Raw genomic sequence first — 20,172 nt, forward strand, 5'->3', positions numbered from 1 at the left:
GGCCAGCGCGCTCCAGTCGGGCCGTGCCACCCACCGGCCCCGGCCCCGGCCCTCCGCGCGCCGGGCCTGTGCGCGAGGTCCTGCCCACCCACGTCACCGCGTGAACCGACGCCGCTCCCGGCACGCAGCCCCTCCGTCTCCGGCCTGCGCCGCGCTGCATCCGCCCCCTGCGCGGATGCTCCCGCTACTGCGGATGCTCCCGCGCGGACACATCGAGCAGTTCGAGCATCGCCATGTAGGCCCCGTCGACGTCCCGGTTCCGTACGGCGTCGACGACCGCGGCATGCAGGGCATGGGGCTGCTCGAACGCGCCGTCCGCGGCGAGCACCTCCCGGTCGCGCTGGACGAGCACCGGCACGATCACCCGGTGCATCTGCGCGTAGAAGCGATTGTTCGACGCGATCAGCATCGCCGTGTGGAAGGACGCGTCGGCGCGTACGAGCAGCACCGGGTCGTTGCCGGCCGCGGCCATCGCACTCAACGCGGCATCCAGGGCCGCCAGATCCTCGTCGGTACGGCGCTCCGCGGCGAGCGCGGCCGCCGCGGGCTCGATGGAACGACGCAGTTCGAGCACATCGGCGAAGAAGTCGGACGAGACACCGGCCGCCAGTTTCCACCGCAGGACGTCCGTGTCCAGGAGGTTCCAGTCCTCCCGGGGGCGGACGAACGTGCCACGCTTCTTGTCGGTCCCGAGGAGGCCCTTGGTGGTCAGCACCTTGATCGATTCCCGCAGCACGGTCTGGCTCACGTCCAGCTCCGCCAGCACCTCCGGCATCACCAGGCTGTCGCCCTCACCGTAGGTGCCCTTGAAGATCCGCTTGGCGAGCGCTTCGACCGCCCCATGGTGCGCCCCGTGCCCTGAGGAGGCGGCGTGCCCCGAACGGCTCATCGTGCTGCTCCCTGCTCCCCGTTCCTGCTGACCCCGACGCCTTCCCCTCGCGCCCCCTCAGCTGTCCCCGCCACTCCAGCCACGTCGGCCACTCCGACCTGGCGGAAATCACGGAACACCGACCCGCTCGCCCCACGCCACCCCACCCACCCAGCCATCAGGGCGTACCGAGCACCCCAATCCCACCTCGGTACGCCCTGACGTCTCCTCGCCCCGGCTCAGGGCTTCTTGCTGTCGCCACCGGCGCGGGTGCCGCTGTCGAGGGCGGTGGTGCGCCTTCTGCTCCCGCTGGTGCCGGCGCCGAACGAACCGCGCCCGGCATGCGGGGCGCCTTGCATCTTGATCCGCGCCGCCTGCCGTGCGGCCGTCATGCCGGAGACGGGACGCAGCTGTCCGCGGTCGAACTGCTCCGCCTCCTCCGGGTGCCGTGCGCGCCAGTACGGATTGTCATGGGGCAGGCCACCGCTGACCCGCCCGTACATCCCGAAGACCAGCAGCATCAGCCCGACCACGAAGCTGAACAGGACGTTCTGAATCTGGAAGGCGAGGAAGTTCGCGCCGGTGTCCAGCAGCGCCAGGTTCACGAATCCGCTCAGGAGGAAGAGGGCGCCGAGCACGATGTTGAGGGTCGAGGCGAAGTTCCCGCCGATCACCATGCCGACGAAGAGGATCGCTCCGACGACGATCGAGAGCACGCTCAGGGAGCCATTGGTGTTCAGCCCGGCAACGGTGTCGCCGCCGGTGTCGAAGTAGCCGATGTGGTGGGTCAGTCCGAGGATGCCGAAGGCGATCAGTACCAGGCCCATCAGCCCGGCGCCGATGCGGTAGACCTTGCTGAGCCGATGGTCCACGGGCAGATGCTCATCGAGCCGTGTGCGGTGCCTCTTGGCCCGGTGGAGCGGGTTCGCGGGCCCGTGCAGGGTCTGGCCAGTAGCCCCAGTAGCCATGTCCGGCCTCCTTCGCGCAGGTGCCGACTGGGCCGTACTTCCCTCCAGGATCAGCCCAGGTGGCATTTCACGCCATCGCGCCCGGCGGCCGGGGAGGAGGGCACGGCCCGCACCGCCCGCAGGTTTCCGGCCGGGACCGGGCCGCACACCGGCCCGGCAGGATCACATCCCGAGGAGGCCCCGGAGCCTCAGCCGCCGGCCCCGGCCCCGCCCCTGGCCTCCCGGATCTCCTGCACCACCCGGGCCGCCGTCTCCCGTACCGCCTCGGTCTCCATCAGGAAGTGCCACCAGTCCGGATGGCGCCCCTCCAGGCCCGCGACCGCACGGTCCAGCCGTGCCACCGCATCGTCCAGCGGGCCGGCATGCCGCGGATCGGGGGTGCTGCGCCCGGTCATCGCCAGTCGCTGCGCGTCCCGTACGGCGAAGCGGGTCCGATCGACCTCCTTCTGCCGGTCGAACGACACCGCATCGAGCCGCTGCAGCCGGTCACCCGCCGCCGACACCGCCTCGTCGGTGGTGTCCAGCAGCGCCCGTACGGTCGCCAGCCGGCTCGTGGCATCCGCCCAGCGCTGCTCGTCACGCGCCTGCTGCGCCTCCCGCAGCTTGACCTCGGCCTGCTGGACGGACTGCGTGGCCTGCTCCGGCACCTGCTGCAGGTCCTGCCAGCACGCCGCGCTGTAGCGCCGCCGCAGCTCGCTGAGGACCGGGTCGACGTTCCCTGCACGCGTCGTGATCGCCTGTGCCCGGGTCCGCAGCGACACCAGCCGCTTGTCGATCTCCGCGGCCTTGCCCGGCAGCCGCTCGGCCTCGGTCCGTACGCCCTCGGCCTGGCGCACGACGTCGTCGGCGCGCCGGATCGTCTCCGGTACGCCGTGCTGCCCGGCGCCCTGGTTGAGCTTGGTCAGCTCCGGCGCGAGCGCCGCCAGCCGGGCCGCGAGATCATCGGCCTGCAGGCCCTGCGCACGGACCGCATCCAGCGCATTGCTCGCCGCGAGCAGCGCCTGCCGTGCCCGTTCCACGGCCGGGGCCAGCCGCGCCAGCTGCGTCTCGGCGGACTGCAGCAGCGGCCCCAGCCCCTGCGCGAACCGGTCCAGCTCGCCCTTGACGCGGTCCAGCTCCTGCTTGGCACGCGTCAGATCGGCCCGCGCCCGCGCCATCGAGGCGCCGTCGAGGTCGTCACGGTCAAGATCGTGGGAGTCGACCGCGGTGATGTACCCGTGACTCACCTCGTCGATCCGCCGCCCGAAGCCCTCGTACTCCTCTGCCGCCTTCCGCGCGGGCGGCGAGGTGTCGACGGCGGTGATCGTCTCTATGGAGATCCGCAGATCCCGGTGCGCGGTGTCCAGCTCGTAGAACGCCGCCGCCGCGGCATCCTTCGCGGCCTGCGCATCGGCCCGCTGACCTTCCCCCCGCCCGAACCAGCGACGGGTCCCCCCGCCCGCGAACGACAACGGCGCCAACGCCACCACCAACGGCAACGGCAGCAACATGAGCGCCACCACATCCCGGACCGGGCCCCCACGGGCGCGACGGCGTTCTCGCTGCTCATGCGGCTGAGTGTCTGTCGCCGTCACTTCCCTCTCCCGATCGGATCGCCCCAGGACCGAATGTCATTCTCCCACTCACCCGAACGAACACATCGGCCGGTAAGTTCGCACTTCGAGCACTGGTTTGCAGTGCGGCCCCAGAGGCAAGGTAGTCTGTCGGCTCGGCCAGGGCGCATAGCTCAGCGGTAGAGCGCTGCTCTTACAAAGCAGATGTCACAGGTTCAAATCCTGTTGTGCCCACTCTTTGCGTGAAACGACAAAGGCCCAGGTCATCCGAGGTGGAATCGGATTCCTGGGCCTTGATCGTTTTCTGCTGCGGACGGCGCGGCGCGCGGTGTGTGCCACTTACGTGCCAGATGGACCGTCCGGGCTGGTCCGGTCTGGGTTCGGCCGTCTGATCTGCTCGTCGACAGGATCGGCAATTGCTTGATCACGATGGTTGACCAGACGCTGGTGGAGCAGCGCGGCCACGCCCCGCAGTACCTGGCCACAGGAAAGCTGCCGACCGGGCAGGGAAGCCGGTCGGCAGCCCCTTGCGCTTGTTTCCTTGTGTGCGCGCCCGTCTACCGCGTTGTCGCGGAGGAGGGCGGGCTCTCTTCGCTTGTGCCGTTGGGTGCTGTTGCCCGCCAGGCTGTCGACAGTGTCTCTGCCGCGACCGCGCCGAGCAGGCACAGGACGCCACCGGCCGCTGCCCACCAACGTGCGGCGCCCAGCGAGGTCGTGGCCAGCAGTCCTGCCAGGACCAGGGCGACGGCTGCGGCGATCATTGCGCCGCGCCCGGCGCGCAGCGGCCAGCCGGCGCGTGGGTCCCAGGCCTGTACCTCCCGCTGAGCGTCGACCGGAGCCGCGGCTCCGCCGGGAGTTGCGGTTTCGTTCTCGGCGAGTCGCTCGGCCTCCGTGAGGACCATCTGGCCGTGCAGGGCCCAGCCGGAATCGCCGACGAGTACGGCAGGCGTCAGCTGCTGACCGGCCTTTTGCCGCGCCCGCCAGCACAGCCACAGCGGTTCCGCGCCCAGCTGCTCGGCGTATCCGTCGGTGGCCCCGTCCAGGACGAAGCGCACCTCCCCGCCGTCCGTCGCGATCACCAGTTGGTCGAGCTTTCTCGACGCTCCCTTACGGCCGGACTGTTCCGTGGCCGGAGCGAGCTGGGAAATGCCGTCTGCCGTGCAGCGTCCGCGTACCGTCCGGTCGTATTTCGTCCAGCGCGTGAGCGTCCGGAACCCGCCGGAGTGCAGGAATTGCAGGCCGCCCAAGAATCCGGCGCCCAGGAGCCAGATGAGGAGCAGGGCCGTCCTAGCTCCCGGAGCGAGCGGGGCGCCCTCCAGTGACGCACGCAGCGGCCCCGGCTTTCCCTGGACGGCGCCCAGGCCGGGCTTCGACGGTGCGTACAGGACCGTCACCTCGGAGCCGGGACGCAGCGGTTGCGGCGTATGCGTGGACACCGTGGCCGGGAAGCTGCGGCCGGTCCTCGCCTCGGGGAGGGCGACCACGGAGGTGGCGGTGTAGAAGTCCTTTCCACGGCTCGGGTTGTGCCGCTCGCTGTTCCGTACGCTCGTCACCCGTACGTCCTGGATGACTCCGCCCGCCGCGGCGATCCCGTCGACCGGAGCCGGCCGTTCGGCATCTCCTGCCGCGAGTGCTACGAACCCCAGGAAAGCGGTCGTGCAGCAGAACACCGCAGCGGCGCCCCGCAGTTGCGCGGGCCACCGGGTGGGGAGCCGGGCGGGGAGGGCGGGCGGACCGGAGGCGTGCGGTGTATGGGCGGGCACCGGCCGCAGCTCGGCAAAGGTGTCCGCGCCGCTCCGGTGTCCGGTACCGCGCTGCCGGAGCGCCACCGCGGCCAGACAGCCGAGGAGCACGGCCAGGCTTGCCACGATGCCCCACTGCCGTGCCTGTTCATCGGTGCAGAACATCCAGATCGTCGGGACGGCCACGAGCGCCGGGGATCCCACCACGGCAATCACCTCGGCCAGCCGGCGGGTTGTCCGCCCCGCGCGCACCGCCCCTTCCCTCGGCGGCCCTTCTCCCGATGCCTCTTCCGCCGACGGCCCTTCCTCCGACGGGCCTTTCGCCGTACGTTCGTTCACCGTCATCCGAAGACGTCCTCGATCCGGTCCGTACCGGACGTTCCCAGGCTGTCCGTGCGCTTCTTGGCGGCGGCCTGGGCTTCATCGGAGGACCCGGAGACGTTTTCGACGCCGTCCTTGGCGTCGTTCCCCGCCGGACCACCGAAAACGGGTACGGCCGAATTCATGGCGACGTCCTGCGCGAGATCGCGTCCCGCATGGGTCGGCCGGATATCGAAGGCGCGCTGGAAGCTGACTCCTTCGGCGGCTCCACCGCCGGCGGCTGCGCCGGTTACGGCAGTGATTGCAGAGGACGCGGGATCGAATTCTTTCTCTTTATCGAAGGCGGCATCCAGGGCATCACCGGTAACGCCGCCCACGGCGCCCCCCGCGGCGCCGGTCACGAACGTCTTGCCCACGCGGTTTCCCATCAGGTTTTCCGCGACCTTACCGGCGCCGGTTCCCAAGGTGGCGCCCCCGAGTCCACCCAGGGCATTCGTCCTCCACTCGGGGCCCTTGCCGCTCAGAACGCTGGTCGCCACACCGCCTGCCGTGCCTCCGGCCCAGTTGGCGAGAGCGTCGAGGACAATCTTCCCTTTTCGGCCCGCGTAGAGAGTGCGGAAGATCGAGGCCACCCGCTGGAGCAGTACGCCCAAACGGCCGGCGGCCGCAACCGCCCTCGATGCCAGCTGCGCGACACGGGCGGCGCCGGCGGCCGTGGAGAGGCCGAAGCTGAAGAGGGACGTCGCGGCGGACACGGCTACCGAAATGCCGATTTCCGCGTAGATGCCATGGATCTCATCGTTGATCTCTTCGATGCTCTTCGCGGCTTCATCCAGCCCCTTTGCGCACTCCTCGAACTCGCCGGTCGTATCGTCGATCGCCGATTTGAGCTGCTTCCAGTGGTTCTGGAACGCCTCGGCTGCCGGGCCGCGCCAGGTCTCCCCGACGGTCCCCTTCACCTCCCGGTCGAGCTTGGAGAACATCTCCTCCGCTTCGCTCGCCAGCGACCGCCAGCCCGCGGCCGCCGCTCTCAGGACATCGGGCCTGCCACCGGGGTTGATCGCCTCGATGCCGACCTCGAAGACCTTTTCGGCCACCGACTCGTCGTCACTCATCAGTGGCCCCCCTTGTGGCCGAAGAGCGCTGAGACGTTGTCATCGTTGGTCTCGGTGTTGCGTGTGACCTGCTGGAGTGCGGCACCGATTTCATCCAAATGACGATGGACCTTCTCCATCGCCGCGCTCACGTCTTTCGAATAGTCAATGTAGGAAGAGGTGACCTCCTCGGATTCGGTGAGTACGCCGAATCCGTCGCCGATTGCTTCCTCTCCTGTTTTCTGGGAGAAGCTTTTCAGATGGCTCTGCAGGTCATAGGCATGCGTTTCGAAACTTTTTGCCAGCTTCCGTAGTGCGGCGGAGTCGACAAATACCTCGTCGGACACGCTAGCCTCGCGCTTCGTTGGTGAAATCCCCGGTTGGTCAGTTTTCTGACCTATAACTGGAGTAAGGGTAGGGGCAAGGCCCAGGCGTCGCAAGGCTGGAAGCGTTCGCGGAATCGAATGCTTCGCATTATGCGGAGAGTTCGGTGTCTGGGTGAATTGTCGGCTTGGTCTGTCGTTTCGGACGACCCGTCATATGTTGCTGGATGTTGATCACGCGGCGTTTCTTTTTCTGCCGGTTATCAACTGCACACGAAGGGTAATGTCGTGTGAGTGGCCCGTCGGTGCCCCCGTGGATGCCCATGGACTTCAGCCGCATCCGGTGTCCCGGATGAGGTGTAGTCGGCCAAATCCCCTTACCTCGCTGGTTGATGGTGCATAGACGCTGGTCGAAAAGACGCTGGTCGAAAAGGCGCTGAGGTAAGCGCGGGGTATCTCGCCGGAGTATTTGCCGGGGGAGGGTGCGGTCGCCGCCGCCGCCCGCCGGCCTGCCGCAGTCGGGGAATGCCCGGCCGCACCGACGCGCTTGGCGTCGCTCCTTCGCGGGTCGTCGCGTCGCTGGTCCCGGCGGGCTGGTGCGGCAGCCCGTACGCTGACAGATGTGACGCGCGTGATCGTGGCAGCAGGGGGCGGCGGCGATGCTGTCGCCGCCGCGATGCTGGATGCCGCCCTCTACGGCGGCGAGACCCCGGCGACGGTTCTCACCTACGCGTGGGACCGTCTCCTGATCGATCCCGTTCCGGGCCCCCGGGGGCCGGCCAACTTCACCGGCCTCCGCCCCCTGACCCGAAGCGTCCCGACGGTCCCCGCCGACGCGGCGCCGATTGCTCCCGCGGGCTCGACACTGCCCAGGCTGGCCGCAGAGCTCCGGCAGACCTTCGCGCTCATCGATCCGCACCACGGCGCCGAGGGCATGGTGCGCCAACTCGAAGAGCTCGTCCAGTACTTGGAGCCTGACTCCGTCGACCTCCTGGATGTGGGCGGCGACATCCTCGCCCAGGGCGACGAGCCGACTCTCCGCAGCCCCCTCGCCGATGCCCTCACCCTCGCGGCGTGCTGCGAACTCAACTTCCCCGTACGGCTCCTGGTCGCCGGCCCCGGCCTCGACGGCGAACTCCCCGCCGACGCCCTGCACGGCCGCCTGGGCCCCGTTGCCCTGACCCTCACGGCCGAGCACGTCACGCCCGTCAGCTCGGTACTGGAGTGGCACCCCTCCGAGGCGACGGCCATGCTCGCCGCCACCGCGCGGGGCGCCCGTGGCCTGTGCGAAGTGCGGGATACCGGCCTGCCGGTCCCGCTCACCGACGAAGGCCCCGTCGTGTACGAGGCCGACCTCGACGAAGCCCTCGACCGCAACCAGCTCGCCCGCGCCATTCTCGCCACGGAGAACCTGCATCAGGTCGAGCAGCACAGCCGCGAGATCTGCGGCTTCTCCGAAATCGACGCCGAACGCAACAAGGCCGGTGCGTTCGGCGGCCGGCCCGCCCGGAAGATCGACCCGGAAGCCGTACTCCGGCAACTCGACGAGTTCGAGGCCGACGCCCGGGCCCGCGGAATCACCCACACCACATTCCGCCGCCTCACCGAGGCATGCGGCCTCGGCGTCAACCAGCGCCAAGACCTCAGGGCACTGCTTCTCAGCAGCCGGCCGGAGCAGTACCAGGCGCCGCTCTGGCGGCTCTCGTGGGGGTCCGGAGAACCGGGAAGCGGATGAGCTCGTCACTCATGCCTCGTACGGCGTCAAATAAGGCGTCACGGGGAAGAGGCCCAAAGGCTTGGGGGCGAGAACCGGAAGATGGATCTGCAGGTACTCCGCGAAAGATCAACGGAACTGCCGGCGCGGTCTATGAAGCCGGCGAATCCATGGTCGTCACCAACGGGAGATTTACGCGGGACGCCGCCGAGTGGGGGCCCGGCACGGCATCCTTTTGATCGACCGCGACATCCTCGTCAAGTGGTCGGAAGCTGCTGACCATGTGTATCAGCTCGTTGATCTCGCGCTTCCGGTGTGAGCGGGTCAGCGGGATGTGAGCCGTCAAGAGCGCCTTATCGGCTACGCCCCGGTCGGGCAGCCCTTGGGGAGGGGTGAGGGGTCTGGTGACGGGGGAAAGGCGGACCCGGTTTGGTCGCTGTCGTTACACCTCCGTTTCGCCGAGTTGATGGATGAGGTGGTCGGCGAACTCGTTCACCACTGCGGGGAGCTGGCGGCCGACCATGGCCTGGATCTGGAGGGTGCGGAGGTGCATTTCCGGGTTGAGGATCGTGATGGCCTTCAGGCCATCGACGTGTAGGCGTTCATGGACGCTGATGTGGCCGATCAGTGAGACGGCGTTGGCCTCTTTGACGAAGGCCGACAGGGCGCCGGAGCTGGAGCTGACCAGCAGGGGTTCGAAGGCGATGCCCTCGATCGAGCAGCAGAGGTCGAAGAGGCGCCGGTTCGTCGTGCCTTCCTCGCTGAGCGCGACCGGATAGGGGAGGAGTTCGTGCAGGTGGATCTCGTCGCGCTCGGCGAGGGGGTGGTCGGATCGGACCAGGGCCTGGATCGGGGCCCGCTGGGCGTGTATGACGCGGACGTCGGGAGCGGGCGCGAGGCTGAAGGTGACGGCCAGGTCGACCGAGCCGTCCTGGACCATTTGGGTGGCCAATGAGGGGGTGACCACGGGGAGTTGGAAGGTGGTGCCCGGATGGTCCTTGCGGAAGGAGGCCATGGCGGCCGGGAGGAATTCCTGTGAGGCGCCCTGTGAACTCGCCACCCGGACAATGGTCCCCAGCCGGCCGCGGCCGCGGATTTCCGCGAGCACCTGATCGGTTTCCAGTGCGGCGCGGCGCGCATAAGCGGCCAGGAGGGTGCCGGCCTCACTCGGCACCATTCCGCGCGGGCGGCGCTCGAACAGCGCCACACCGATTTCCTGCTCGAGTTTTGCGATCTGCCGGCTGATGGCCGAGCCTGCGACCAGCAGTCGCCTGGACGCCTCGTTGACCGAGCCGGTGCGGACAACTTCGAGGAAGTACTCAAGAGCCGGACTGTTCAGCATGCCGTCAGCATATGGCGGCATTGTCTTCTGGGCAACGATTTGTTCTATAAATTGCGATTGCGTGAATGGTCGGCCCGTGCCTACCTTCGTCATATGCCCTGCGGGCTCACCCGGCCGGGCGGACCGTAAGACGGAATAGCGCCTCTCGCACGGCGAACTCGTTGATCAACGGTCGGCCCAGAGTCCCCTTAGCCGCTCAGGTGTGCATCCTCCCCGCAGGCAGCCGAGGCAGGGGAAAAACGATGAATGCGACAGCCCCCAGCAGTGAATACTCCGGCTCGCATGCGATGCCGCGGCGGGACGCGGAATTCCTCTTTCCGCTGCCGCACATCCCGGAGGCCGTAGGCCTGGTGCGCCGACGTGCGCACACCGTACTGACCGGCTGGAACCTGCCTGCCACCACCATTGAGGACGCGGTCCTGGTGATCTCGGAACTGGTCACCAACGCGGTCACTCATGCCCTTCCTCCGGCCGTGCTGCAGATGTCGCGGACGGCGGCCGAAGAGCCTCGTGCGCTGCGTATCGAGGTCACCGATGCGGGTCCCGCCGTGCCCGTACCCCGGCCTGCCGACGGCTGGCACCCGGCCGAACACGGCCGTGGAAACGCCATCGTCATGGCCCTGGCTGCCCGGCACGGTACCCGTGTCGACCCCGGCGGGATCACGCGGTGGGCGGACCTTCCCGCGGCGTGAGGCTGTTCACCCGGTCGTTGCTTTTTGGGCAATCAGGTGTTCTAGAAGTTGCGATTGTGCGAACGATCCGGTGCCTCTAGCGTCATCGCTCAACGAGTTCACGGAGCCCGTCTCTTCCGCTTCTGACTCGTCCATCGGCGGTACCACCCTGCGCGACAGTTCGCCTGCTCGACCCGAGGGAGTAACACTCATGACGACCGCTAGAGAGACAGGTCAGATGAATGCCGAGAAGCCCGTCAGCAAGCGCCGCGCACGGAATGCCGTGCTCGCGGCCACCGCTGGGAACACGCTCGAATGGTACGACCTGACCTCGTACGGATTCTTCGCGGCTTCGATCTCCAAGGCATTCTTCCCCTCCAGTGATCCGACGGTGTCCCTGATGCTCGCCTTCGGCACGTTCGGGGTCTCGTATCTGGTCAGGCCATTGGGCGCGCTGGTCCTGGGAACGTACGCGGACCGCACCGGTCGGAAGGCCGCGCTGCTGCTCACCATTCGGCTCATGATGATCGGCACTTTGCTGATCGCCGTGATGCCCACCTATGAATCCATCGGCATTGCCGCACCGCTGCTGATTCTGGTGGCCCGTCTGCTCCAAGGATTCTCGGCGGGTGGTGAGTTCGGCAGCGCGACGGCCTTTCTGGCCGAACAGTCCGACGACCGGCGGGGATTCATGGCGAGTTGGCAGTTCGCCTCGCAGGGCCTGGCGACACTGCTGGCCGCGACATTCGGCACCGTACTCAGCCTGAGCCTCTCCGGAGCGCAGCTGGATTCCTGGGGCTGGCGCATTCCGTTCATCGTCGGCCTGCTGATCGGCCCGGTGGGGTACCTGATCCGCCGCCATGTCCCGGAGACCACCGCATTCGTCGGCACCGCCGAAGCGGGAGAGGTCGCGACGACCCCGGTCCGCCAGGTACTCCGGACCCAGAAGCTGCCGGTGCTCCTCATGGTCGGTGCGCTGGTGATGTCCACCGCGGTGACGTACGTGATCGTCTACATGCCGACCTACGCACACGAGGTCCTCGGTCTGCCGTCCTCCGCCGGCTTCATCGGGGCGGCGGTGTCCGGCGTGGCACTGACGACCGTCACGCCCCTGATCGGTCATCTCTCGGACCGGGTAGGCCGCATCAAGATCATGCTCATTGCCGGGACGGCCATGATCCTCAGCATCTACCCGCTGTTCCTGCTGCTCTCGGGCAGCCCGTCGCTGCTGGTCATGGGCGTGGTGATGCTCGTTCTCGGCCTCTTGAAGGCCTGCTACTTCGGTGCGCTGCCCGCCTTGATGTCCGAGGCCTTCCCGACCGCGACCCGCGGCACCGGTCTGTCCCTCAGCTACAACATCGGCGTGATGTCCTTCGGCGGCTTCGCGCCCGTGGTCATCACCTGGATGATCGCCGCCACCGGCAGCCACCTCTCGCCCAGCTTCTACATCATGGTGGCCGGCGCTCTGAGCATCGCCTCCCTGCTGGCCAGCCGCCGCTTCCTCGCCCTGCGCTGACGCCCAGGCCGCACTCCGCACCGCCCGACGCCCCCCGCCTGACGGGCACCACGCCCGACAGCGCCCAGGAAAGAACGAGGTCAACGATGACGGACGCTTCCACGATCCGCGCCCAACTCCCCGCCACGCCGCGCGAACTCGTGCAGGGGTGTCAGGACGAACTCATCGCCGGACTGATGGAGTACGTCAGCCATCCCAGTGTGAGCGCGACCGGCGAGGGGTTTCCCGCCGCGACCGATGTCGCCGTCGAAGAGGTCAAGCGGGCCGGCCTGACCCCGTCGGTGCTCGTCGGCAAGGGCCGGCCGCTGGTGGTCGGCCATCGCGCGGGCCCGGCGGGAGCGCCCCACGTCCTGCTCTACGGTCACTACGACGTCCAGCCGGCCGGGCCACGCGAGAAGTGGGACTCCGAACCCTTCACCCCCGTCCTGCGGGACGGGCGGATCTGGGGGCGCGGCACCGGTGACAACAAGGGGCAGCACTATGCGCACCTGCAGGCGCTGCGCCTCTTCGACGAGCACGTCGGCGCGCTCCCCTGCACGGTCACGGTGCTGCTCGACGGTGAGGAGGAGATCGGCAGCCCCACACTGGCGGACACCCTGCGCGCGCACCGGGACCTGTTCGACTGCGATCTCGTGGTCTGGAGCGACCGTTCGGTGCATGAGTCCGGTGAATGGTGCGTCTCGCACGGGGTCCGCGGCATGCTCCAGCTCCGGCTCGGCGCGACCGGTGCGAGCCGTCCGCTGCACTCCGGCAACTTCGGCAATGTCGCGCCCAACCCGGCATGGCAGCTGGTCCAGGCGCTGGCCAGTCTCAAGGACTCCAGCGGCCGGGTCCTCGTCGAGGGCTTCGAGGACGGCCGGGAACCGCTGTCCGACGCCGACCGTGCCGCGTTCGCCGCGCTCCCGCTCGACCTGCAGGAAGTCCTCGGGGACATCGGACTCACCGAGATGGACCCCGCGTTCAACGGGCTGTCCTTCTATGAGCGGCTGGCCGACCGTCCCACGCTCACGATCAATGGGATCACCACGGGAGATGTGGACCGGACCATCATTCCCGACAGCGCGGAGGCGGGCGTCGACATCCGGCTGACGGCGGGTCAGGACCCGCAGACCGTCTTCGAGCGGGTGGCCGCACATCTGCGGGCCCATGCCCCCGAGGTGACGGTCACCATGGTCGGTGGGGTACCGGCGTCCCGGACCTCGATCGACAACCCCCATACGCCCAGGGTGGCGCGGGCCATCTCCCGGGTGACCGGGCGTGATCCGCTGCTGATCCCCGCCTATGGCGGCACGCTTCCCGACTGGGTCTTCACCGGGATCCTCGGTGTGCCCAGCATCGGCCTGCCGCTGGCCAACGCCGACCAGGCCAACCACGCGCCCAACGAGAACCTCCGCGTCGACTACTTCCTCGACGCCACCGCCATCTGCATGGAGCTCCTGCTCGAACTGGGCGCCTGACGTCCGGCCACCCGGCGAAACCCACTGGAACAGAGGCGTGACACCGCAATGCGCACCACACCACACCCCCAGCCCTGGCTCGTTCACGACGGTGCCCTCACCGGCCTGAAGGTCCTCGATCTGTCCCGCATCCTGTCCGGGCCGTTCTGCACCATGGTGCTGGCCGACCTGGGCGCTGATGTGATCAAGGTCGAGGACACCGTCTCCGGCGATGACACCCGCGCCTGGGGTCCCCCCTTCCAGGGCGAGGACGCGGCGTACTTCCACAGCGTCAACCGCAACAAGCGCGGAATCGCGGTCGACCTCAAGGACCCCGACTGCCTGCGCCTGATACAGGAGCTGGCCACCACCGCCGATGTGATCGTGGAGAACTTCCGGCCCGGTACCGCGGCCCGCCTCGGGCTGGGCTACCAGGACGTCCGCGACCGCAACCCCGCCGTGGTGTACGCCTCGATCAGCGGGTACGGGCAGACCGGGCCGTACCGGAACGAGCCGGGCTACGACGCGATCGCGCAGGCGGTCAGCGGCGTCATGAGCGTGACCGGCGAACCCACCGGGCCCCCGGTGCGCTTCGGGGTCTCCCCGGCCGATCTGGCCGCCGGAATGTGGGCCGCCATCGGCGTCCTCGCCGCCCTCCGCAACCGCGAGCACACCGGCACCGGCGAGTGGGTCGATGTCTCGCTGCTGGACGGCCAGGTGGCCTGGCTGAGTTATGTCGCCGGCGGGTACTTCGCCTCCGGGAGCGTCCCGCAGCGCTACGGGTCGGCCCATCCGACGATCGTGCCCTACCAGGCGTTCCCCACCGCCGACGGTCACCTCATGGTCGCCGCGGGAAACGACGGGCTGTGGCGCCGCTTCGCCACCGCGATCGGGCTCGCCGGGCTCGTCGACGACCCACGGTTCGCGACCAACCCCGACCGGGTCCGCCACCGTGCGGAGCTGCTCCCGCTGATCGAGCGCGCGCTGAGCGCCCGCGGCGCCAAGGAGTGGGCCGGGCTCCTGACCGAGGCGGAGATACCGGTCGGGCCGATCAACACCGTCGACGAGGCGCTGCGGCACCCCCAGGTCGTCGCGCGCGGCATGGTCGCCGAACTCGAGCACACCGGTGCCGGCACCCTGCGCACCATCGCCTCGCCGATCAAGCTGTCCGACCACCCGGCGACCGTGCGTACCCCGCCGCCCCGGCACGGGGAGCACACTGCGCCCGTGCTGACCGCCATGGGGGTCGACCCGGGGCAGTTGGCCGAGTTGCGCGCGCGAAAGGCCGCGAAGTGACCGCCGTACCCGCCCCCGACGTCACCATCGCGACCTTCCGGACCGGGGCGGTCGCCCAGATCCGGATCGGTGACGGCAGCCGGCGCAATGCCCTCCCCGGCGAGGCCTGGGTGCGGCTGGCCCGCCAGGTCAGGGAACTGGGGGCGTGCCGGTCGCTGCGGGTGCTGGTGATCCGCGGGCACGGCGACACGTTCTGCGCCGGCTCCGACATGACCGACTGGGTGGATGCGGACCCCGCCTACGTCGAGGAGTCCTTTGCGCACATGGAAGAGGCGTTCTCCGCGATCGAGGAGTGCCCCGTCCCGGTGGTCGCCGAGATCCGCGGGGTCGCCGCCGGTGCGGGATGCCAGCTCGCCCTCGCCTGCGACCTGCGGCTGATGGCGGATTCCGCCCGGATCGGGATGCCGATCGCCCGGCTCGGCATCCTCGCCAGCCCCGCGTTCGCCGCCCGCATGGTCGCCCTGACCGGCCCGTCCGTGGCACGGGAGTTGCTCTACACCGGCCGGTTGGTCGACGCCCGCACGGCGGTGGAGCTCGGACTGGCCGACCACCAGGTTCCCGAGGCGCAACTCACCGACCGCACGGGCCGGCTCACCGCTGCGGTCGCCGCGCAGCCGCCGGCGGCGATCCACGCCGCCAAGCTGGCGGTCGGTGCCGTGCTGGGACCGCAGCGGCAGGCCACCGCCGTCAATCCCCGGCCGGCGGTGGCGCGGTCGCACTTCGGCCAGGCGATCGCCGCGTTTCTCGGGCAGCAGCCGGCGGCAGTCCCACCGGAGCCGCCCTTCGGGCCCTGAGCAGGGATGACGTGCGGCGGGTGCGAGGTGATGGCCTCGGACCCGCCGCATGCCCCCGCCGCACGCCCTGTTGTTCGCCGTGGGGGCGCTGTGTATCGTCGGAGGCGTGACTTGAAGTTTCAAGTAACTGTCGCGGCCTCGCGGGGCCGCCCCCGACATGCGAAAGAGCGCCCCTGATGACGTCCCCCCTCGGCACCCTCGCGTCCTCGCGCCTCGCCATCCCCACACGATCTGCCCCCTCTCCGCGCGGCTACGACGCCGGGCTCCTCCTGCTGCGCCTCGCGCTCGGACTGACCATGGCGGCCCACGGCGCCCAGAAGCTCTTCGGCTGGTTCGGCGGACCGGGACTGGACGGGACCGGGCAGTTCTTCACGATGAGCGGATATCCGGCGGGCAGGACGATGGCTGTCGTCGCCGGCCTCACCGAGACGCTCGGCGGGCTCGGGCTGGCGGCCGGGCTGCTCACGCCGCTGGCCGGTGCGGCGGTCGTCGGCACGATGATCAATGCCCTTGCCGTGAAGTGGGGCGGCGGCTTCTTCGCACCCAAGGGGGTGGAGTACGAGCTGCTGCTGACCGTCGGTGCGGCGGCACTCACGCTGACCGGGCCCGGCCGCTACGCCATCGACCGTCTCCTGCCCGGCCTGCGTGCAGCTCGGCCGGTCCATGGCCTGCTCGCGCTGCTGCTGGGTGTGGTGATGGCCGCCGGGGTGCTGCTGGTCCGGAAGTGACGCTTGGGATGAGTCCCGGGGGCGGCTGCCTTGCCGCGGGGGTACCGGGAGTGCGCCATGGTCCGGACGCCGGCCGGTCGGATACCGGCCGGCCCTGGGCAGCGGCCGGGTGTGCGAGGTAGAGCAGAAGCAGGGGGCGGCGCCACGGTGGTGTCGCGGCCGGGAGATCGGAGAACAGGCTCCATGTCCGTACGACGTCTGAACCACGCGGTGCTCAACGTCCGCGATGTGCCGCGGTCGGTGGCGTTCTACACCGAGGCCCTCGGGCTGGCGGTGGATGTCGAGATACCGGGGCGGGCCGCGTTTCTCAGCGCTCCCGGCTCACACAACGATCATGATCTGGGGCTGTTCGCGGTGGCACCGGACGCGCCGGGGCCCGAGGCCGGGCGGGTCGGGCTGTACCACCTGGCCTGGGAGGTCGGCACCCTCGGCGAACTCGTCGCGGCCCGGACGCGGCTCACCGAGCGAGGCGCCCTGGTGGGCTCCAGCGATCACCTCGTCGCCAAGTCGCTGTACGCCAAGGACCCGGACGGCAACGAGTTCGAGGTGATGTGGCGGGTCCCGCGGGAGGACTGGCCGGGCCCGGACCTGCCGGACCGGCTGCTGCCCCTCGATCTGGGGGCGGCGCTGGAGCGCTGGGGCCCGGACCGGGAGACGGGCGCCGCCGCCGGCTCGGCCACCTGAGGGGCCCCGGGCGGCCCGAGCTTCCTCAGGTACCGGGCGTGGCCTGCTCCGCCGGCTCCGCTCGCCCGGCCCGCGCCGCCCAGCGCTTCTCGACGCCGGCCAGCCGCCAGTACGCCAGCGCCGCGGCCCACACCACCACGAACAGGCCGACGATGATGAAGCCGGCATTGTCGAGGTCGAGGCCGGAAATCCAGCCGGTCAGCGCGTCGTTGAGGCCGAGCTTGTCGTGCAGCACGGTCACCAGCTCGATGGTGCCGATGAAGAAGGCGACGGCGATCGACAGACCGGTGATGGTGAGGTTGTAGTAGACCTTGCGCACCGGGTTGGAGAACGCCCACTGGTAGGCGAAGTTCATGAAGGTGCCGTCGAGGGTGTCGAACAGGCTCATGCCCGCGGCGAACAGCAGCGGCAGGCACAGGAGCGCGTACCAGGGCAGGCCCGCCGCGGCGCCGCTGCCCGCCATCACCATCAGGGTCACCTCGGTCGCGGTGTCGAAGCCGAGGCCGAAGAGGAAGCCGAGCGGGAACATCTGGCCGGGGCGGGAGATGGAGCGGGTGAACCGCCCCAGGAAGCGGTTCATGAAGCCGCGCGCATCGAGGCGCTGCTCCAGTTCGGCCTCGTCGTAGCGGCCCTCGCGCATCCCGCGGAAGACCCGCCAGATCCCGGCCAGCGCGACGAGGTTGAGGGCGGCGATGAGGTAGAGGAACGTTCCCGAGACCGTGGTGCCGACGGTGCCCAGGATCTGGTGCGTACGGGACTCGTCGTCGAGCAGCGTGCCGGCCAGCTGGGCGCCGCCGGCCACGAGGGCCGCCATCGCCACGACCACGCTGGAGTGTCCGAGGGCGAACCAGAAGCCGACCGAGACCGGACGCTTGCCGTCGGCCATCAGCTTGCGGGTGGTGTTGTCGATCGCGGCGATGTGATCGGCGTCGAAGGCATGCCGCATACCGAGGGTGTACGCGGTGACGCCGAGCCCGACGCCGAAGACCTGGCTGCCGACGGAGTAGTGGTGCGGGACCACGAGCAGGAAGAGCACGCCGAAGGCGACGACATGCAGCCCGGCTATGACGGCCATCAGGCCCGCGGTGCGGAGGGTGTCCTGCCGGCGCCAGCGGAACGCGGCCGGGGCAGGGGTGTTCGGGGTATCGGTGGACAGGGCCATCCGGCGGTCACGCTCCAGCACCTCGTGGATCAGTTCGTGAGATGCCGTGGCCGGTCTCCTGGCTTGGGGGTACCACCCTGCTCCTTCAGAGCTTGGGGGAAGGTGCCCGCTTCCGCCCCCGCCTTCCCGGCCGCGGGCTGCGGTCAGTGGCGCCGCAGGCGCGCCAGGCACCTGCGGAAGGGGTGGAAACTCCCCGATCACAGTGGCGAGGGCCGCTCCGGACTGGGACCACAAGGGTCCGTCACCGGCTTCCCGAACACCACGGCCCGGCCACTCTAGCCGCCGCCCGGACGGCGCTCGATGTGCGGGGGTTTCCGCCGTGCGGAGGGAGAGCGGCCCGCGGTGGGTCAGTGGTCCAGGAGCGGGTCAGTAGTCCAGGGAGCAGAGGAAGGCGTGCAGTTCGTGGTCGAAGAGCGGGGTGTTCTCCAGGTTGACCATATGGGCCGCACCCGGTATTCGGACTCTTCGGGCGCCCGGGACGGTCAGGGCTATCGCATGGGCGTTGGCGGAGATGTCACCGCTGTCGAGATCGCCGTCGAACACGACCGTCGGCACCCGGATCTCGCCGAGGCGGCCGGCGGCGCCGACCTCCAGCGGCATACCGGCACCCATACCGTCGGCATGGACCTCCACATTGGCCGCGGCCGAGGCGCGCATCCGTTCGCGGAATCCCGGGTGCACCGCGGACGGCTCGCGATGGGGCCCGTCCACCCACATCCGCAGGAAGTGCTCGACATACCGCTCCGCGCCGTCCGGTGCGCCGATCGCCGCGACCTGCTCCTTGATGTGCTCCAGGACGAAGGGGTCGGTGAAGGCACGGCCACTGATCCCGGGGGCGGCGAGCGCGAGGGCCGTCACCCGGTCCGGGTGGGCGAGGGCGGTGTCGAGCGCGACCCGCGCGCCGTGGGAAAGGCCGACGAGGACCGCGCTGGGGACATCGAGCGCGTCGAGCAGGGCACACAGATCGTCGTGGTTGGCGTAGTCCCCGGTCACGGTGGAGGACAGGCCGTGGCCGCGGGAGTCGTAACGGATCGCGCGCAGGCCGGAGTTGACCAGCCAGGTGAACTGCTCGTCCCACATGTGCTGGTCGAGCATGCCGCCGTGCAGGAGTACCACCGCAGGGCCCGAGCCGGCCGTCTCGTAGAACAGCTCGCCCTCGTCGACCGGCACGAGGCCGTTGTCGATCTCGGACCAGGCGGTGATTCTCTGCGTCATGCTCCTGACCGTCCTTTGTGCATGAGAGGGGTGGTGGCAGGTCTGCTGTCGTGACCTTCAGGCTTGCCGTTGCTCCCGTTACTGCCTTCACTGCCACGACTGTCCCGACTGCCCCGACTGTCGGTTTCCTCCGGTTGAACGCGCGAGCCGTTCGCCAGGTGCCGGAATTCCTCGCCGAGTCGGTCGAGGACGTGCAGTGCGGTGCGGACGTCCTCGGCGGGCAGGTCGGCCAGCCGCTGCCGCAGCTCCGTCGCCTCGAACTGCTGGATCCCGCGTATCGCCGCCGTGCCTTCGGCGGTGAGCCGGATCAGGGAGGAGCGGCGGTGTGCGGGATTCGGGGCCGTCACGACCAGGCCGAGCTCCGCGGCGTGATTCACCCAGCGCTGCACCGGCTGGCGGTCGAGCCCCAACGTGCGCGCCAACTGCGGGACGGTGCGGGGGCCTTCGGTGTGCAGGGCGTCCAGCAGTGCGTGTTCGCCGGCGGTCATGCCCGTGTCGGCCAGCTCGCGTTCCACCGCGCGCACGACCGTGCGGTGCAGTGGCCACAGGCGTCGGATGACGTCGTACAGCAGATCTTCGCTGGCCGTCGGTTCCCCGGCGCCGTCACCGCCGGCGTGCCCACCGGCGGGTCCGTCGGCATCCCTCTCGATATCCCCCTCAATGACACTCATGATGTCATGATGACATCGGTGATGTCGTTTGGGAAGGGGTCTTCCGCGGAATGGAGTTGAGGAGACGGATGAGT

The 20,172-nt window shown here is 69.5% G+C and carries 18 protein-coding genes, 1 tRNA gene and 1 riboswitch; of the genes, 9 read left to right on the forward strand and 10 right to left on the reverse strand.

The window, feature by feature from the left end; translation table 11 throughout:
* Positions 1-184 precede the first annotated feature (184 nt).
* The 3 genes from SLV14N_RS27890 to SLV14N_RS27900 form a co-directional block, all read right to left on the reverse strand.
* Positions 185-889, reverse strand: a complete 705-nt coding sequence (locus SLV14N_RS27890; RefSeq protein WP_263271555.1) for a FadR/GntR family transcriptional regulator — start codon at positions 887-889, stop codon at positions 185-187.
* Between the two features lie 218 nt (positions 890-1,107).
* Positions 1,108-1,740, reverse strand: coding sequence for a DUF4383 domain-containing protein (locus tag SLV14N_RS27895; protein ID WP_208688136.1), 633 nt, complete (start codon positions 1,738-1,740; stop codon positions 1,108-1,110).
* 284 nt (positions 1,741-2,024) lie between these two features.
* Positions 2,025-3,410 (reverse strand): hypothetical protein, encoded by a 1,386-nt coding sequence (locus SLV14N_RS27900; RefSeq protein WP_263271556.1) that lies wholly within the window; start codon positions 3,408-3,410, stop codon positions 2,025-2,027.
* Positions 3,411-3,551: 141 nt separating this feature from the next.
* Here SLV14N_RS27900 and SLV14N_RS27905 point away from each other — a divergent pair.
* A tRNA-Val gene (locus SLV14N_RS27905) sits at positions 3,552-3,623 on the forward strand.
* A gap of 323 nt (positions 3,624-3,946) precedes the next feature.
* Here SLV14N_RS27905 and SLV14N_RS27910 read toward each other — a convergent pair.
* Genes SLV14N_RS27910 through SLV14N_RS27920 form a run of 3 tightly spaced genes read right to left on the reverse strand, consistent with a single transcriptional unit; the run spans position 3,947 to position 6,893 of the window.
* Positions 3,947-5,476 (reverse strand): DUF3592 domain-containing protein, encoded by a 1,530-nt coding sequence (locus tag SLV14N_RS27910; RefSeq protein WP_263271557.1) that lies wholly within the window; start codon positions 5,474-5,476, stop codon positions 3,947-3,949.
* Complete coding sequence (locus SLV14N_RS27915) at positions 5,473-6,567, reverse strand: WXG100 family type VII secretion target (protein WP_127150659.1); 1,095 nt, start codon at positions 6,565-6,567, stop codon at positions 5,473-5,475. The genes SLV14N_RS27910 and SLV14N_RS27915 overlap by 4 nt, the downstream gene beginning before the upstream one ends.
* Positions 6,567-6,893 carry a WXG100 family type VII secretion target gene (locus SLV14N_RS27920; RefSeq protein ID WP_208684549.1) on the reverse strand — a complete coding sequence of 109 codons (327 nt, stop codon included), beginning with the start codon at positions 6,891-6,893 and terminating at the stop codon, positions 6,567-6,569. The genes SLV14N_RS27915 and SLV14N_RS27920 overlap by 1 nt, the downstream gene beginning before the upstream one ends.
* Positions 6,894-7,545: 652 nt before the next feature.
* Between SLV14N_RS27920 and SLV14N_RS27925 the strand changes: the two genes are divergently transcribed.
* Positions 7,546-8,604, forward strand: a complete 1,059-nt coding sequence (locus tag SLV14N_RS27925) for a DUF1152 domain-containing protein (RefSeq protein WP_259670793.1) — start codon at positions 7,546-7,548, stop codon at positions 8,602-8,604.
* A 421-nt stretch (positions 8,605-9,025) separates the two neighbouring features.
* Here the strand turns inward: SLV14N_RS27925 and SLV14N_RS27930 are convergent, their stop codons facing one another.
* Positions 9,026-9,925, reverse strand: a complete 900-nt coding sequence (locus tag SLV14N_RS27930; protein ID WP_208684551.1) for a LysR family transcriptional regulator — start codon at positions 9,923-9,925, stop codon at positions 9,026-9,028.
* 242 nt (positions 9,926-10,167) lie between these two features.
* Between SLV14N_RS27930 and SLV14N_RS27935 the strand changes: the two genes are divergently transcribed.
* The 7 genes from SLV14N_RS27935 to SLV14N_RS27965 all read left to right on the forward strand — a co-directional run bounded on the left by SLV14N_RS27935 (position 10,168) and on the right by SLV14N_RS27965 (position 17,050).
* Positions 10,168-10,617, forward strand: a complete 450-nt coding sequence (locus SLV14N_RS27935) for an ATP-binding protein (RefSeq protein WP_317633721.1) — start codon at positions 10,168-10,170, stop codon at positions 10,615-10,617.
* 190 nt (positions 10,618-10,807) lie between these two features.
* A complete protein-coding gene (locus SLV14N_RS27940) occupies positions 10,808-12,112 on the forward strand; it encodes an MFS transporter (RefSeq protein ID WP_208684553.1) in 1,305 nt (434 codons plus the stop codon).
* Positions 12,113-12,198: 86 nt separating this feature from the next.
* Positions 12,199-13,569, forward strand: coding sequence for a M20/M25/M40 family metallo-hydrolase (locus tag SLV14N_RS27945; RefSeq protein WP_263271561.1), 1,371 nt, complete (start codon positions 12,199-12,201; stop codon positions 13,567-13,569).
* Between the two features lie 48 nt (positions 13,570-13,617).
* A complete protein-coding gene (locus SLV14N_RS27950) occupies positions 13,618-14,844 on the forward strand; it encodes a CaiB/BaiF CoA-transferase family protein (RefSeq protein ID WP_263271563.1) in 1,227 nt (408 codons plus the stop codon).
* Positions 14,841-15,638, forward strand: coding sequence for an enoyl-CoA hydratase/isomerase family protein (locus SLV14N_RS27955; RefSeq protein ID WP_208684559.1), 798 nt, complete (start codon positions 14,841-14,843; stop codon positions 15,636-15,638). Before SLV14N_RS27950 ends, SLV14N_RS27955 begins: the two co-directional genes overlap by 4 nt.
* Before the next feature lie 176 nt (positions 15,639-15,814).
* Complete coding sequence (locus SLV14N_RS27960; protein ID WP_208684561.1) at positions 15,815-16,366, forward strand: DoxX family protein; 552 nt, start codon at positions 15,815-15,817, stop codon at positions 16,364-16,366.
* A 183-nt stretch (positions 16,367-16,549) separates the two neighbouring features.
* The gene (locus SLV14N_RS27965) at positions 16,550-17,050 is read left to right on the forward strand and encodes a VOC family protein (RefSeq protein WP_263271565.1); all 501 of its coding nucleotides are present in this window, start codon (positions 16,550-16,552) and stop codon (positions 17,048-17,050) included.
* Between the two features lie 25 nt (positions 17,051-17,075).
* Here the strand turns inward: SLV14N_RS27965 and SLV14N_RS27970 are convergent, their stop codons facing one another.
* From SLV14N_RS27970 to SLV14N_RS27980, 3 genes are all read right to left on the reverse strand, one after another.
* A complete protein-coding gene (locus SLV14N_RS27970; protein WP_263273301.1) occupies positions 17,076-18,212 on the reverse strand; it encodes a HoxN/HupN/NixA family nickel/cobalt transporter in 1,137 nt (378 codons plus the stop codon).
* A 30-nt stretch (positions 18,213-18,242) separates the two neighbouring features.
* Positions 18,243-18,491, reverse strand: a riboswitch (cobalamin riboswitch).
* 87 nt (positions 18,492-18,578) lie between these two features.
* Complete coding sequence (locus SLV14N_RS27975; RefSeq protein ID WP_208684565.1) at positions 18,579-19,427, reverse strand: alpha/beta fold hydrolase; 849 nt, start codon at positions 19,425-19,427, stop codon at positions 18,579-18,581.
* Positions 19,424-20,098: a MarR family winged helix-turn-helix transcriptional regulator gene (locus SLV14N_RS27980; protein WP_263271567.1), complete on the reverse strand. Its 675-nt coding sequence runs from the start codon at positions 20,096-20,098 to the stop codon at positions 19,424-19,426. The genes SLV14N_RS27975 and SLV14N_RS27980 overlap by 4 nt, the downstream gene beginning before the upstream one ends.
* Between the last annotated feature and the right edge of the window lie 74 nt (positions 20,099-20,172).

Origin of the sequence: Streptomyces sp. Je 1-4 4N24, assembly GCF_026239515.1 — a bacterium.
GTDB classification, from domain to species: domain Bacteria; phylum Actinomycetota; class Actinomycetes; order Streptomycetales; family Streptomycetaceae; genus Streptomyces; species Streptomyces nigrescens.